The 15,653-nt window shown below is 41.2% G+C and carries 11 protein-coding genes; 8 read left to right on the top strand and 3 right to left on the bottom strand.

What is annotated here, in order from left to right; genetic code table 11:
• Positions 1 to 109: 109 nt before the first annotated feature.
• The 8 genes from I6E80_RS17005 to I6E80_RS16970 all read left to right on the top strand — a co-directional run bounded on the left by I6E80_RS17005 (position 110) and on the right by I6E80_RS16970 (position 11,218).
• Entirely contained in the window at positions 110 to 505 is a 396-nt protein-coding gene (locus tag I6E80_RS17005; RefSeq protein ID WP_024598781.1) for a YbaN family protein, read from the top strand.
• A gap of 122 nt (positions 506 to 627) precedes the next feature.
• Positions 628 to 1,260: a PepSY-associated TM helix domain-containing protein gene (locus tag I6E80_RS17000; protein ID WP_076925535.1), complete on the top strand. Its 633-nt coding sequence runs from the start codon at positions 628 to 630 to the stop codon at positions 1,258 to 1,260.
• The gene (locus I6E80_RS16995; RefSeq protein ID WP_024598779.1) at positions 1,260 to 1,769 is read left to right on the top strand and encodes a DUF2271 domain-containing protein; all 510 of its coding nucleotides are present in this window, start codon (positions 1,260 to 1,262) and stop codon (positions 1,767 to 1,769) included. Before I6E80_RS17000 ends, I6E80_RS16995 begins: the two co-directional genes overlap by 1 nt.
• 34 nt (positions 1,770 to 1,803) lie before the next feature.
• Positions 1,804 to 2,649 carry a DUF4198 domain-containing protein gene (locus I6E80_RS16990; protein WP_170072720.1) on the top strand — a complete coding sequence of 282 codons (846 nt, stop codon included), beginning with the start codon at positions 1,804 to 1,806 and terminating at the stop codon, positions 2,647 to 2,649.
• A gap of 268 nt (positions 2,650 to 2,917) precedes the next feature.
• Entirely contained in the window at positions 2,918 to 5,449 is a 2,532-nt protein-coding gene (locus I6E80_RS16985) for a TonB-dependent siderophore receptor (protein WP_197186049.1), read from the top strand.
• A gap of 204 nt (positions 5,450 to 5,653) precedes the next feature.
• Entirely contained in the window at positions 5,654 to 6,547 is an 894-nt protein-coding gene (locus tag I6E80_RS16980; RefSeq protein ID WP_197186048.1) for a hypothetical protein, read from the top strand.
• A gap of 220 nt (positions 6,548 to 6,767) precedes the next feature.
• Positions 6,768 to 9,164 (top strand): PKD domain-containing protein, encoded by a 2,397-nt coding sequence (locus I6E80_RS16975; RefSeq protein WP_197186047.1) that lies wholly within the window; start codon positions 6,768 to 6,770, stop codon positions 9,162 to 9,164.
• A gap of 164 nt (positions 9,165 to 9,328) precedes the next feature.
• On the top strand, positions 9,329 to 11,218 hold the full coding sequence (locus I6E80_RS16970) for a monovalent cation:proton antiporter-2 (CPA2) family protein (RefSeq protein ID WP_010554522.1): 1,890 nt from the start codon (positions 9,329 to 9,331) through the stop codon (positions 11,216 to 11,218).
• A gap of 119 nt (positions 11,219 to 11,337) precedes the next feature.
• Here the strand turns inward: I6E80_RS16970 and I6E80_RS16965 are convergent, their stop codons facing one another.
• The 3 genes from I6E80_RS16965 to I6E80_RS16955 all read right to left on the bottom strand — a co-directional run bounded on the left by I6E80_RS16965 (position 11,338) and on the right by I6E80_RS16955 (position 15,652).
• Positions 11,338 to 12,681: a hypothetical protein gene (locus I6E80_RS16965; protein WP_197186046.1), complete on the bottom strand. Its 1,344-nt coding sequence runs from the start codon at positions 12,679 to 12,681 to the stop codon at positions 11,338 to 11,340.
• Between the two features lie 327 nt (positions 12,682 to 13,008).
• Positions 13,009 to 13,722, bottom strand: coding sequence for a hypothetical protein (locus I6E80_RS16960; protein WP_197186045.1), 714 nt, complete (start codon positions 13,720 to 13,722; stop codon positions 13,009 to 13,011).
• A 139-nt stretch (positions 13,723 to 13,861) separates the two neighbouring features.
• The gene (locus I6E80_RS16955) at positions 13,862 to 15,652 is read right to left on the bottom strand and encodes an alkaline phosphatase (protein ID WP_024598772.1); all 1,791 of its coding nucleotides are present in this window, start codon (positions 15,650 to 15,652) and stop codon (positions 13,862 to 13,864) included.
• Position 15,653: the final 1 nt, after the last annotated feature.

Below are 15,653 nucleotides of genomic sequence, written 5' to 3'. Positions count from 1 at the left end.
TTTTAAAAGGGCAAACTTAGTTTGCCCTTTTTTATTGATTTTAAGCTTCGAATTAATAGCTATTTAGCCTACAATTAGAGATACCATAACACGCCTAAAAAGAGCCTAAGTGAATATAAAAGCGGTGTTTATTTGTTATAAAAACTTATGGTTTAAAGCGCTTGGCTTAATACTTGTAGCCTTGGGTATTATTGGCATTGTGTTACCGGTCATGCCTACCACTATATTTTTTATTTTAGCGCTCACCTGCTTTACTCGCTCATCACCCGCGCTTGAACAATGGCTGTTAAACCACCCTCGTTACGGTGTAACTCTAAAGCAATGGCAAGCTTATAAAGTAGTGCCTGTTAAAGCCAAATGCTACGCCGCCATTGGCATGTTAATTGGCTTTATATTTTTACTGTACTCAGCCGCTCCTATCTGGGTTATTTGCCTCGTTGCAGTAGTAGAAGTATCGGTAATGATTTATCTTATTTTAAGACCTTCCTGCCCTCCTAAGCATTAAATGTTCATTTTTACCTGCATACACCTTTGTTTTAAAGTTTTTATGTAAAGATAAGTAAGTAAATTTGTAATAGCTAATGCAAATCATTATCATGTTGTAAATTTAATTTATTAACTGTTTTTATGTCGTTTATTAATAAGCGGGCTTTGTATAGTACAAGCCGTGCTCTACATATTTATATTTCTACAGCTTTGTTTTTTTTGCTTATTTTATTTTGCGTTAGCGGCATTGTGCTTAACCATGTTGACTGGCTTAAAAACGATAAAAATAACGGCCAAGTAACTGCAACAATTCCAGCAGAGCTAGTTACTAAAGCAAATGAACAGCTAAATACGCTACCAACGCTTTATCCAGAAATAGAAGCTTACTTAGCCGAGCAATATGCACTTACAAAAGTAAAAAGCATTGAGTGGGAAAAAGAAGACGCGCTCGTCATGCTCGACTACCCATTGCCTGCAGGGTTTGCCTACGCAGAGCTCGACTTTACAACCGGCGAGTTAAACCTAGATTACCAAACAGGCGGCTTTTTAAGCCTTATTGGCGACTTACATAAAGGTCGCTACACCGGTGAAGTATGGAGCTGGGTAATCGATATATCTGCCGTACTAATGATTTTATTTGCCATCACCGGCATGATTATTTTGTTTCAAAATAGAAAAAAACGCTTAGCAGGAATATGGATAACCGTACTGGGAGTCGCAACTCCACTGGTTATTTATTTATGTTGGGTTCCACAAATAAAAGGAGTGTCTTAATGGTTAAATTTAAATTATTTATAAGCGCCGCATTACTGCTCATCGCTGCGTTTTTTCAAACATCAGCGCATGCGCAAACACCACAGCTAGAGGTTGAATTAACGCTTCCCGACTTAGAAATACAACCGTACCACCGTCCGTACGTTGCAGTTTGGCTTGAAACACCAGAGCGCAAACACGTAACTACGCTTGCACTTTGGGTGCAAAAAGCAGAATGGTTTAAAGACTTACGCCAATGGTGGCGTAAAGCCGGTAAAAGCGATGCCAACTTTGACGGCATTAGCGGCGCAACAAAGCGCGCGGGTACTTACACCATAAATTGGCAAGGTAATGATTTAGACGGTAACCCAGTAAAACCAGGTAAATACTTATTAAATATTGAAGTTGTACGCGAAGAAGGCGGCAGAGATTACACACGCCTAGAGCTCGATTTAACAAAGCCAGGTAAAATTATCATCGATGGTAAAAAAGAATTTTCTACAAGTTTCGTCACTGTAAGCACTAAGTAGCTGCTACTTAATCATTTGAATTTAAGGAAATACAATGAAAATTAATTTATTAAAAACGGCATTAATCGGCGCATTGAGCTTATCTGCTTTAGTGTCAACTTCAGCAAGTGCACACGGACGTTGGTTACTACCTTCGCATACATCTTTATCAGGCGATAAAGCGCATTACGTAATGATTGACGCCAGTATTTCAAACGAAATTTTTGCACCAGACAAAGCCTTTAAACCTAAAGAAAAAGGCGCAGAGTACGACGATACGTTATTAATGGCACTTGCGCCTAATGGTGAGCCAGTATCTGAAACGATCCGTGCTTATTACTTAAAACGTAAAAGCTCAGCTGCGGTAAGCTTAACAGAGCAAGGCACTTACCACATTGCAATGACCCAAAAGCCAATGTACATGACCTTCTACAAAAATGAAGAAGGTAAGCGTAAGCGTGTATTTGGTAAAAAAACAGACGCTAAGTTACCTAGTAACGCTAAAGATGTAACTACAACAAAGGTTGTTTCAACAGTAGATACATTTGTAAGCCGAAATGGCACCACAAAGCCAGCACAGTTAGGTTTAGGCTTAGAGCTTAGTGGCCCAACGCATCCAAACGATTTATTTGTAGGTGAACAAGCACGTTTTCAATTACTACAAGATGGTAAATCTGCTGGTGAAGGCATTGAAGTAAGCATTTTAAAAGGCGACACACGCTACCGTAACAACCGTGGCGAAGTAAAAGTAACGACCGATAAAGAAGGTATGTTTACAATTACATGGAAAGAACCAGGCCTATACCTAATAGAAACCTCTAACAAGGTTACCGTAAATGAAGAAGGCGTAGATGCAGGACGTTATGCATTATTTACAACGCTTGAAGTTGCCCCTGAATAATTTAAATTACTAAATTTAAAAAATTGAAAGGCCAAGCATTTGCTTGGCCTTTTTACGTCTTACTAACTTTTATCTAAAATTCCCTTGAATTCGCAACCATTCGACACAAGATTGCAACTACAACGATCCAAACGCTTATATCGCGCGTAAACAGTGACCTTATATGTTAACAACTTAGAATATCTTAGATAGTTTTTATCTTTGCACTAGGGTAGTCGCTTCTATATGATGCGCTCCTTTTCGACTAGCAGCTCTTGGGGAACAATTAATGACTTTTAAGCGTTTATCTGCAAATAAACTAGCACTTAGCTTGGCCGTTACCACTGCACTTAGCACACCTTACTCTATGGCCGTTGCCGCAGAGCAAGATAATCAAGCAGAAAAGAATATCGAAGTAATTTCGGTTACCGGTACTCGCAGAAGCTTACGAAGTATTGCCGAAAGTACGGTACCCGTAGACATTATTACCAGCGGTGATATGCAAAGTACGGGTCAGCTAGAAATAAGCCAAATACTAGCAAACCAAGTACCTAGCTTTAACTACCCAAGCGCCACTATGGGCGATGGTACTGACCATGCAAAACCAGCAGTTTTACGTGGTTTAGCACCCGATCACACATTAGTACTTATAAACGGTAAGCGCCGCCATGCAGGTGCACTATTAAACTTAGCGGGTGTTGTTGGTCGAGGCTCTACAGCTGTTGATTTGAACATGATTCCAACCTCTGCAATTAAACGTGTTGAAGTGCTACGTGACGGCGCAGCCGCACAGTACGGTTCTGATGCAATTGCTGGGGTAATTAACATTGTACTTAAAGATGCCTCAGAAGGCGGTAGCGTAAGCGTAACGTACGGTAAATACGATACTCAAATGGCTGGTGTATCTCAGTTAGAAAGCACCTATGCAGATGCAAACGGCGACTTAGCCTTTAATACCGGTAGCGACAGAGAAGTAAACGACGGTGCAACACGCACTGTTAGCGCAAACTCTGGTTTTGCGTTATCTGATAACGGCTTTGTAAACGTATCAATTGAATACCGTGATAACGACTCAACGCAGCGCTCTGGCTTTGACCCTCGCGAACAATACAGCCGCCTTGATGATGGCAGCCTAGACCCACGCGAATTTACTATCGATCGTTACAACCACCGTTTTGGTAAAGCCGACCTTGAAGATTACGCGTTGTTTTACAACATGGGTTACGATTTAGATAACGGCTTAAACCTTTATTCATTTGGTAGCTACTCAAAGCGTGAAGGTAATTCAGGTGGTTTTTACCGCCGAGCAAAAGACAGCCGTAACGTTTTAGAAGTGTACCCAGATGGCTTTTTGCCGCAAATTGAAACAGACGTACAAGACTACTCATTTGCACTGGGCTTACAAGGCGAAACTAACGACTGGACATGGGATGTAAGTACCAACTACGGCCGCAACGACTTTGGTTTCGGTGTTGTAAATAGTATTAACACATCACTAGGTGCCGACAGCCCAACCGAATTTGACAACGGTGCATTGGTTTACGATCAGTTTTTAGTAAACGCAACAGCCAATACCACACTTGATTTAGGTTTACCTGATGACGTATTTTTTACCGTAGGTACTGAATACCGCCACGAAAGCTACAAAATTGAAGAAGGCGAAGAAGCGTCTTACATCACAGCCCTTGATAGCGACGGTAACCCAATTGCAGCCGGTGGCGCCCAAGTACTTGCTGGCTTTGGACCAGAAAGTGCGACTGACGAAAGCCGTCATAACATCGCTTTATTTGTTGAGTTTGATACCTACTTAACAGAAAAATGGAACGTAGTTTTAGCGGGTCGTTATGAAGATTACAGCGACTTTGGTGACACGTTTACCTCTAAACTTGCCTCGCGTTACAGCATTACTGAAAACCTATCACTGCGCGGAGCAATTAGCACAGGTTTCCGTGCACCATCTTTAGCGCAAAGCTCGTACCGCCAAATATCAACAGTACTTGAAAACAACCAACCATTTGAAGTGGGTTTATTCCCGACCGATTCAGCCGCAGCGCAAGCACTTGGTGCTCAGCCGTTAGATGCTGAGGAGTCAGTAAACGTTACAGCGGGCTTTATGTACACGCAAGGCAGCTTTAGCTTAACGGTTGATGCATACCGTATTGATATTGATGACCGTATTGTATTGTCTGAAAACTTAGAGGGCGATGCCGTAGTAGAAATACTACAAAATGCAGGTGAGCTAAATACCGAAAGCGTACGTTACTTTACCAACGCTATCGACTCACGCACGCAAGGTGTAGATATAGTTGCCACTTATAACCTAGATTTAGACAACTTAGGTGATTTACGTTTAAACGTAGCAGCTAACTTTAACGACACCGAAGTAACGCACGTAAACGACAACCCAAGCGAGCTAAACTCACTAGGTGACGACTACGTAGTGTTTGCACGTCGTGAAGTAGGTCGCTTTGAAGAAGGCACGCCAGATAGCAAATGGAACCTATCAGCAGTGTGGAACTTTAACGAATGGCAAACTACCCTGCGTGCCACACGTTATGGTGAAGTCGCTGATATTTCAACTACAGCTGACCGCGATGAATACCTAGACCCTAAGTGGATCACCGACCTAGAAGTGGCATACCGTCCAGACGAATATTGGAAGTTTGCCGTTGGTGCAAACAACTTATTCGATCAGTACCCACAAGCAACCGTGGATAACATTGGTTACTCTGACTTTGGCCAAATATTCCCGTACACGCCATATGCACCGTACGGATTAGACGGGCGTTTCCTATACGGTAACATTACTTACAGCTTTTAATAAATAACCTAAAAGCAAACACTTAAAAAGGATGCCATGTGCATCCTTTTTGCTAACTTTTAGTGTTTTTAACCAATCATTAGTAAACCGGCTTTTTAAACACACCCATCAAATCAATAAAATCAACAACTTACAGTTGGTCTCGTTTTTGCTCTACTATGCTTATACAAAACAAGCATAAATAACAAACACAAAGGACTAAACATGAGCTCATCAACTGTATCTAGCATTACAAAACCACTTTCGCTTATTGGCGGCATTTTATTATTAAGTGGCTGTGTATTTCATATATCGCCAAGCGTTGCCTCAGTAAAGCAAACTCAACAGCTATCACTGCCAAGCAATAATCTTGAATATTTAAACGTATTAAGCGGTGCGGGTAGCCTTGAAATAAAAGGCTCAAAAACAGCCACCAGCATTAGTGTTGATGCCACCATTTACACAGCCGATATTGAAGACGAATACGAGCTAACGCTAGAGCAAGACGGTAAACAGGCAAAGCTTGTTGCCCAAAATAAAAGCCGTAATGGTATTAGCTTTTACAATGGTCAATCTCCACATATTGATTTAGTTGTTACTGTGCCAAGTAATCTAAATTTAGATATTGATGATGGCTCAGGCGACATTTTAATAAATGCTATGCAAAGCAATATTGATGTAAAAGACGGCTCAGGAGATTTAACGATAAGCGGTGCTAAAAACCTAACTGTTGACGATGGATCAGGTGAAGTAAACTTTGAAAATATCGCGGGTAATTTAGAATTAACCGACGGCTCTGGCAACATTCATGTAAATAACGTAAGCGGCAATGCAACTATTGACGATGGTTCGGGCGAAATGCACGTAAGCAACATAAGCGGTTCACTAAACGTTGAAGATGGATCGGGTGATATAGTAATAAGCCATATAAGCGGTGCAGTTAATGTTGATGATAACTCTGGCGACCTGCTTATTGAGCATATTGGCTCAAACGTAACAATTGAAGACGGTTCGGGTAATATTCGCGTTAACCATGCAAAGGGGCTGACTATTACTGAGTCGGGCTCGGGCGATGTAAGTATCGATAATATTAGCGGTTCAGTAAAAGTAGCTGACTAACTCTATTTAACCGTTATTCAACTGCCCTTTAATGTACTTTATGCCCTATCAATCAGGGCATAAAACACTCCTCTCAAAGTATAAATGATTCAAAAGTAGCACTGTTTCGCGTTAACTATTTCCCAAAACAATACAAAAGTACTTATTTGATTTATTTTTTTGCTTAATAGCTAATTTGGGTACATATTAATATTCAACTTTTTAAAAGGATATTGATATTATGAAATGGAAGTTATTAATTTTAATTACTGCTTTATTCACCCTCGTAGCATGTGGCTCTGGAGGATCAGACTCTAAAACAGTAGCTAAACCGGTCAGCACTAACACAAAACCTATTGCGGTTATTACTACCGAGCAATCGGGGTTTAAAGTAAATACCACCCTCGTTTTTAGCGCAGCACAAAGTAGCGACCTCGATGGCGATGCACTCACCTATCAATGGCAATTAACCAGCAAAAACGAACAAGTAGAAATACCGATTACGGTTAATAATGAAAGTACCGTTGAGTTTTCAGTATCTGAAGCACAGGAATACCAATTAGTATTAACCGTGAGTGACGGTAAGCTTTCCAGCACACCGGCACAAAAACAATTCACCGTTACTGCAAATACCCAACTAATAGCTAACGCAGGTAGCACACAAACCGTTAAGCAAGGTGATGTTGTGCTTTTAAATGCCGCGCAAAGTAGCACAACCAGCGGCGCCATTAATCAATACAAATGGCAATTTATTACCAAGCCCGTAGCAAGTAATACAACGCTTGAAAATGCGACTCAAGTTAAAAGCCAGTTTGTTGCCGACGAAATAGGCGAGTTTAAAGTTGAGCTTACCATTACTGATTCACAAGGTGATACAGCAAGCACTGTCGTGCTCATCAAAAGTGAATCGCTTAATTCTAACTCATCGCCACAAGCGATTATAAACGTAGAAAATAAAACAGTTGCTCCAAATGAAGTTGTTACGCTTTATGGTAACCAAAGTACTGATCCCGATAAAAACGATACGCTTAGTTATGCTTGGGCAATTACATCAAAACCCGAGGGCAGCACGCCGGCTCTTTCAAACATGCAAAATCATACCGCTGGGTTTTCAGCGTCAACAGCTGGAGATTACTCGCTTTTACTCACTGTTACCGACCAACAAAACGAAAGCGATACCGCATCCGTTACTTTAACTGTTACTACAAGTAATAAAGCCCCAGTTGCAACACTTGAATCCGAACGTGATATTACGTTAAACGAATCTACCACTTTGCAGTGCCAACAATGTAGCGACCCCGACGGAGATACACTGAGCTATAACTGGCAGTTACAAGCTAAGCCTGTAAATAGTGCATCACAACTGACTAACAGCACATCAGCAACACCCTCTATTGTTGCCGATAAAGAAGGCGACTACGTTGTAGTACTTACTGTATCTGATGGGCAATTAAGCTCAAACCAAGCAACCTCAGCACTGCATGCCAGTAGCAATAAAAAGCCTATCACTTTGGTAACTTATGAAACCTCTATAACGGTTGATGAACAAGTTTTACTTGATGCTTCCAATAGTTACGATCCAGAAGGCCAACCACTAAGCTACCAATGGGAAATCATTTCGTCGCAAGGCCAAGCAACGCTTAGCAGTAATACAATATCAAAACCAACGTTTAGCGCATCAGTCGAGGGGCAAGTTGTTATTTCGTTACGCACTAACGATGGCGTGCAGTACTCCGACACAAAAACCCTAACAATTGATGTAATACAAAATGCACTGCCAGTAATTAGCTTCACGGGGGAGCAGTCACGCTACGAAGTAGTGGGCAATGCAGTTAAATTTGATGTAAGCCAAAGTTACGACCCTGAGGGAACCACTCTCGATTACGCCTGGACACTATCAGCGCCTTCTGGCTCGAGCACCAGTTTAAGCAATACAAACCAAAGTATTACCGAATTTATCGCCGATATGACAGGTAGTTACACGTTAACCGTTGTCGCAACTGATGCTGATGGATTTTCAAAAAGTGTGCAATTTTCAATTACAGTAACCAACTCTGCACAACTTACCGGTCGCATTAAAGGGCAACTCACTAATGTGCAAAAAGCGGCTATAAGTAATGCACAGCTAACTATTAATGGACTGCAGTACACTACCAACACAAACGGCTTTTTTGATGAAGAGGTTAATTTAGCACAAGGTGAAAAAATCACCATTACCACCGCAGACGAAAGACTCGCAACCGGGGTATATAACTCTGTAGCAATTACGCAAAGCAACTTTACTGTGGATATAGGCCAAAATAGCATGCCCGTTTTACAAGCTGTTGAGGTTTCGGTATTTGTGTGTGCTGAGTTTTCAGGCCCCGACACCGTTAATTTACGTTTTAACATGGTAGATACACTTTTAGTGTCAGATAGCTTTCAATTTAGCTTTGATCAAACCAAACCACTTACTTTGCAAAAAAGCGGAAGTACTTACCTCGATAGCGAATTAGATATCGACCTACCTGCATCTGCCGAATTTGAAGTAACAGTAATTGAAACAAACGTCGAAAATACAATAAGCTCAAACATTACTATTTACCATTCTGATTCAGGCCAACCAAGCTCAGCAATTATAAGTATTTGTAATATTTAGCCCCCCAAATAAGCCCTTCAACATAAAGTGCTATTCTTAGCCCAGTAGTTATAACCATTAGTGTTATAACTACTGATAAATAAGCAACTTTGAGCCATATAATCCATTGTATTTTATAAGCAGCTAAGCCATTCTAAAAGCCTTGATGTTATTAGGATAAACGCGTGTTAGAAATTGCTTTAATTTACTTAGCAGCAGCCATTGTAGCTGTCCCTATTGCAAAACGAGTCGGACTGGGCTCAGTGTTAGGTTATTTAATTGCCGGCATACTCATTGGCCCTTATGCGCTGGGTGTTGTGGGCGATCAAACCGATGTAATGCACTTCGCCGAATTTGGCGTAGTAATGATGCTGTTTTTAGTGGGCCTTGAGCTACAACCTTCGCGTTTATGGACATTGCGCCACTCTATTTTAGGGCTTGGCGGCTTACAGGTCGTGCTATCGGCAGCGGCTATTTTTGCGTTTTGTTATTGGTTTTTTGCCATGCATTGGCAAACCGCACTCGCCATTGGTTTAATGCTCGCGCTCTCCTCTACCGCTATTGTGCTGCAAAGCCTTGAAGAAAAAGGCTGGCTAAAGCAAGAAGCCGGACAAAACGCGTTTTCGGTATTGCTGTTTCAAGACATCGCAATTATTCCTATTTTAGCCCTATTGCCACTGCTTGCATTTGCCCCGCAAACTAGCACAAAAGAAATCAGCGACTCGATTATTGCAAGCTGGCCTGTATGGCAACAAGTATGTGTATCGGTTGCGGTTATTGCCGCTATTATTGCCGGCGGTAAATATGTATCGGCGCCGTTATTTAGATACATTGCCCAAACACACATGCGTGAAATATTTACTATTTTTGCACTGTTTTTAGTGGTCGCTATTGCGCTGGTTATGCAAAGCATTGGTTTATCACCTGCTTTGGGTACTTTTTTAGCGGGTGTGGTACTTGCCGAGAGTGAGTTTAGACACGAACTAGAAGCCGATATAGAACCCTTTAAAGGCTTACTTTTAGGATTGTTTTTTATAACTGTTGGCGCATCAATTAACTTTGAACTGCTATTTAACGAGTTTAGTACTGTTATAGGCTTAGTGGTTTTACTCATTGTGGTTAAAGCCTGCATTTTATTTGCCCTTGCCGTTACCTTTAAAATTAACAGTAAACAGCAATTATTATTTGCCTTAGCGCTTGCCCAAGGGGGTGAGTTTGCCTTTGTACTGTTAAGCGTAACCACCACCTTAAGTATTTTAACGCCCGAGCAAACCAGCCTTGTTACCTTAGTTGTGGCGGTATCAATGCTAATAGCGCCGTTATTACTTATGGTTTATGAGCAAATACAAAAACGCAGCAGCAGTGCTCTGCCTGAGTTTGATAAGCCAGAGCAAATTAGCACCGCTAAGCACGTAATTATTGCGGGCTACGGACGTTTTGGCCAAATTATGGGGCGTTTACTGCACGCGCAAGGCTACGAAATAACCGTACTTGATCACAGCCCTAGCCAAATAGAATTACTACGCCGTTTTGGCAATACCGTATTTTATGGCGATGCCGCACGCCAAGAACTCCTTGAAGCCGCAGGCGCGCACACCGCGCAAATGCTGGTAATTGCAATTGATAACCCCGATAAAACCATTGAGATAATTAAGCTCGCGCATAAAAACTACCCGCAGCTTAAAATAGTTGCTCGCGCAATCGACCGCCGCCATGCGTATCAGTTACTTAATTTAAAAGTAGATGCGTTTAACCGAGAAACAGTCGACTCGGCCATTAACCTTGCCGTAGAAGCACTCGAGTTACTAGGTAACACTAAGCAAGATGCAGAACGTGCTGGTAAACTATTTAGAGACCACGACCGCGCTGCAGTACTGCAACTTGCTGCGTTATGGGGAGACGACGCCAGCTACGGCGTAGCCGTGCGCCAACGCATGGAAGACTTAAAACAAGTGCTGCAACAAGATAAGCAAGCACAAAGCGATTTAAATACCTGCGACAGCGGCGATTGCGAAGACGGCTTAACGGAAGTAGCGAGTAAACCTAAAAAGCCTGATGATGCTCATTTAGAGTAGTGTCAGGCCTTTAGAGGGAGGTGCTGTGCTAAGAGTAATAATTTAGTCTTTCAGGTATTTACTGACCATAAAGAATAATTTTGAAAGCTTAGCAACATCCGATGACTGAAATGCCAGAACTATTTCCCTTCAGCTGCTTTTGATAGCTTTTCGATAATAGATGGCAGCTCTTTTAAGCTATCTAGGGCTCCTTTTATATCTACCGGTTTATCTGTTTCTTTTTTTCTTAGCACATCGTTATTTTGTTTTCTCTGAGGGTCAACAAGTAATTGTGAAAGTACAGATTTTATATAAAGGGTGTGTTCCTCACCCTTAGCTTCCTCTGATGACAGCTGCTCAGAAAATCCGACTAAAGATTTAGTTAGCACCGTTTTATAAGCATAATCTTCAGCGATATTTTTCTGTTTAATATATTGGCTTGCACAAAATATAGAACCACCGATTAAGATTGGAAGAAGTGAAATACGACCTATAATTAAACTCGTTGAAATATCATGATCAATGGTAAGCCAAACACCTAGAACAACAGAAAGAAGTAAGAATATCATAGCCCCAGCTACCCAAGCTCCCATAACCCAAGGGTTTCTTGCGGCGGTATGTTGAGCCATGAAAGCTGCACTTAGCCCTTCAGCAGTTTTATATTCTAAAGCTTGCTTGGCTGTTTTTATAAGATTTTTAGCTTCATTAAGGTGAGTTTTCTGCAGAGTAGTGAAGGTAGCTAAAGTATTTTCAAATTCTGTAGATTTTGAATTTTGATTTTCAATCTGATTCTCTCTAGCAGCGATTTTCTTAATAAAGTTATCAATTATTTCTGAATGGGTTCGTGCTTCAGTTAAAAGCTCTTCTAAATCTGAGCTATTGGTCTTATCTGTTTCAAAATTATTTATTATAGAATTTCGTGTTTCTTCTGACTCTTCAATAAGATTATCTAATACCGTTTGCCGCTCTAAGAACGCTTCGCTCTGATTCTCGATTTCTTTCTTTAATGTTTGAGCTGCGCTGTTTATGTCTAATATCTCTGCGTGAAATTCTTTAGACTCGCTCAATAGCTCAGACAACGCTTGGACTTTCTTCTGTAGCTCATTTGTACGTTCTATAAATTCATCAAGCCGTTCATCAGTATAGCGAATAGCGTAACTACGAAGAATTGGCTTCAGTTCCTCAACATAATTACATGCGGACTCTAAATCTTCGTCTTCAAGATAATCATTTAAATTTGTTAATTGTTTAGTGAATGCAACCCTCTCATTATAATTTGACGATTGAAGGAAACGCCTTGGAGCTCTTATCAACCCTCCAATATCAGTTATTATTGAATCTACTCCAGCCACAATGCTTCTTGCATCATATTCGGACTCGGACCCAAAAGTTCTTCCTTCGAATTCACGAATTTTTATCGCCTTAATGCTCCCTTTTAATAAATTTCTAGTAGCTTTAAGCTTTTCTATTGAGTCGACTTCCATAATCTTCCAGTATTGATGATATTAGTGTTGATTGAATATAATAACTTTATCAAAGGACATTTTTCCTATTTCCACGTCAAAACGTCCCTATTGTGCGAACCTCTATTAATATCAAATAGCATAAATTATTACCAACTATAAATAGTTTTCGACAGCTCGGTTATTTTCAGAAAATAGAGAATGTTACTCGATAGGATTGCTCAAAAAAGGTGTGACTTAAATAAGTCTGCTGTGAGAATACTTGTTGTAGCCCATAGACGCCAATCCATTGAAGTGTAAACGTCACTCAAAAAAGCAAACAAACTATGAACTACAATATTTAAAAACCTAGTGGTGATGTCCGCCTTGAATAGCCTCGCCCTGCTGGTTGTAAAAACCTGTTGCGCTGTGTTCTATAAAACCAAGGTTTATCATTTTAGCCAAAAATGGGTCGCCTTCGTTATCGCCAATGTCGGCGTAATCGGTGGTTTGAAAGCGATCCCACTGTGCAAATTGAGCAGTAATTAATGGCATCTCAGTGCTTACATTATTAAGGCTTAGCAATGTACTGGTTTGGTTTTTTTTATTACTAATAGTAAATGTTTTAACTAATTTTGAATGCGTAATAAAGGCGAGGTTAAAGTCGTTGCCATTTTCGCTCAGTGTATAATTTTTTACTTCATCACAGCCTGTGCCTTGTGTGCTTACTAGGGTCATTTTTTCGATTAGGTGGTTATCCACCAGCTGGTTTTTAGCACTCCAATTTTGTACGCCGCGTACCTCAGATGGTTGGTACTCAATACCGCGTTGCTGGGCATTAAAGTAACGTATTGGTCGTATTTGATTATTAGCTAAGTGCTGCCAAAGCTCGGTTATTACTTCACTTTGATGCGCGACTTGCTGGTTGTTTCGCCAAAGGGTAAGTGACTCGCTACTTTGCTGCGCTTTATGGCTGTTGGTAATTTTATAATCCGCTTTTAAATGCTTGGCATCAATATCACATTGCGAGGCAAAGCTACTTGTACTTACAAGCGTGGCAATTATTAATAACGCTTTTTTCATTTAGCTATCTCTTATTTATATTTCAAGTTTATGGCAATAACATAACGATTATAAATGTCAGTTTAATGACAAAAACCCCGCACAGTATGCGGGGTTTTTTATTTAGATATATTTAACTAAATTTATAACTAGCCGGTATTTATTGCGCTAGTTTTTCGTCTGCTGTTTTTACAAAGTCAGCTGCAAAGTCCATTACATGGAATAAAAAGCTTTGCTCGTTTGTGCCTGTTACCAAGTGTGCACCTGGTCCCATTGCATAAACGCCAACATCTTCACCGGCATGTGTTTCTGAGCCAAGTGGTACTAACGACTCTTGGTGAAACCCCGGTGTTGTTGTATCAACATCGCTTAAGTCAACACGCCCTGTTACCGGTGCGGCTAAGTAAGATGCATCGGCATTGGTTTCATCGCCTAAATCTCTGTAACCTAAACCATTAGTGTAGCCAACAGTTGTATAAGGCATATCGTCGGCGGCGAGGCTTGGCTCAGTTTCGCCCACGGCAACCACTTTACCTAAAATTGGGTTACCGCGTTTAGGGTAACCGGCAATGGTAAATACATGGCTGTGATCGGCAGTTACAACTATTAATGTTTCTTCTGGGTTGGTGTTTTCCATCGCCACTTTAACGGCTTTAGCAAGCTCAATAGTGTCGTTTAACGCGTTATAAGCGTTACCCGCATGATGCGCGTGGTCAATTCGACCCGACTCAACCGTTAAGAAAAAACCCTGCTCGTTGTTATCAAGTACGTTTATTGCTTTTTCGGTCATTTGTGAAAGCGAAGGTTCGCCTGCAACATCGTTTGCACGGTCAGCTTCGTATTGCATGTGGGACTCGTTAAATAAGCCAAACACTTTAGTGGCGTCGTCACTTATTGCATCAAAACCGGTTTGATCCATTACGTACGTGCCATTTGGATATTGCGTTTTCCACTCTGCAGTTAAGTCGCGGTTATCAGTTCTATCCCCTTCAACAGCACTTACTGCATCGGCTGAGTTAAACGTGGCATCTTTTGGTAAAAAGTGACGACGACCGCCGCCCATTACTACGTCAATACCGTCTACATCAACACCACTAAAGCGTGCTTCTAGGTTGGCTTCAAAGTTAACCAGTTGCGATGCAATATCTTCACACGTTGCGGCACTTTCTGGCATATCGGAGATATCTTCCCAGTTACGCTCTGCCGATTTAGCATACGTTGCAGCTGGGGTTGCGTGAGTAATACGCGCTGTAGAAATAATCCCTGTTGCTTTACCTGCAATTTCAGCAAGCTCTAATGAGGTAACTAGTTCGTGCCCTTTGCCTGATGCACAATTACCACGTTCAACCGCTTCATCTATACCTAAAACGCCCGCGTCGGTTTTAACACCCGATGCCATTGCGGTCATAGTGCCTGCCGAATCTGGCGTTTGCGCATCTACGTTGTATGTTTTTACAAAGCCCGAAAAAGGCATAGTTTCAAAGCTTAACTGGTGCTCTTCACCCATTTCGCCCTCTAACTGACCCGCTAAAATACGTGCTGCGGTTATGGTAGAAATACCCATACCATCGCCCACAAATAAAATAACGTTTTTAGCTTTGCCTGATTCAGTAACAATGTTGCTACTGGCTGTTTGTGCAGCACCTAATTTTGTTTGTGCTTCACTAAACCATGCATTACTAGTAAGCGAGGCTAATTGCTCGTTTGTGAGCGACGTTGCAGGTGCATTACACACTAAATTAGTTGAGTTAACTTCGTCGCTGTCTAGCACGTCGTTATTATTGGTATCTGCGCCTACTTGAGTCTCTACACCGCCATTAATGCACTGCTCAGAACCCACTGCAATAGCGTTATCTACTGCGATAATATTATTTTCATTTTTGTTATCGTCACTCGAGCAACCTGCTAGCGCGACCATTACTGCTAAAGAAAGTACTGTTAATTTGTTCATG

The sequence above is a fragment of the Pseudoalteromonas sp. NSLLW218 genome (assembly GCF_015864775.1).
Lineage (GTDB): Bacteria > Pseudomonadota > Gammaproteobacteria > Enterobacterales > Alteromonadaceae > Pseudoalteromonas.
This window is presented reverse-complemented; position numbering and strand designations above follow the sequence as displayed.

What these genes read in the sequence shown, in the direction of transcription:
- I6E80_RS17000 (WP_076925535.1), top strand. Translation starts at nt 628, where the DNA reads ATGTCGTTTATTAATAAGCGGGCTTTGTATAGTACAAGCCGTGCTCTA.
- I6E80_RS16985 (WP_197186049.1), top strand. Translation starts at nt 2,918, where the DNA reads ATGACTTTTAAGCGTTTATCTGCAAATAAACTAGCACTTAGCTTGGCC.
- I6E80_RS16965 (WP_197186046.1), bottom strand. Translation starts at nt 12,681, where the DNA reads ATGGAAGTCGACTCAATAGAAAAGCTTAAAGCTACTAGAAATTTATTA.
- I6E80_RS16990 (WP_170072720.1), top strand. Translation starts at nt 1,804, where the DNA reads ATGAAAATTAATTTATTAAAAACGGCATTAATCGGCGCATTGAGCTTA.
- I6E80_RS16960 (WP_197186045.1), bottom strand. Translation starts at nt 13,722, where the DNA reads ATGAAAAAAGCGTTATTAATAATTGCCACGCTTGTAAGTACAAGTAGC.
- I6E80_RS16975 (WP_197186047.1), top strand. Translation starts at nt 6,768, where the DNA reads ATGAAATGGAAGTTATTAATTTTAATTACTGCTTTATTCACCCTCGTA.
- I6E80_RS16980 (WP_197186048.1), top strand. Translation starts at nt 5,654, where the DNA reads ATGAGCTCATCAACTGTATCTAGCATTACAAAACCACTTTCGCTTATT.
- I6E80_RS16995 (WP_024598779.1), top strand. Translation starts at nt 1,260, where the DNA reads ATGGTTAAATTTAAATTATTTATAAGCGCCGCATTACTGCTCATCGCT.
- I6E80_RS16955 (WP_024598772.1), bottom strand. Translation starts at nt 15,652, where the DNA reads ATGAACAAATTAACAGTACTTTCTTTAGCAGTAATGGTCGCGCTAGCA.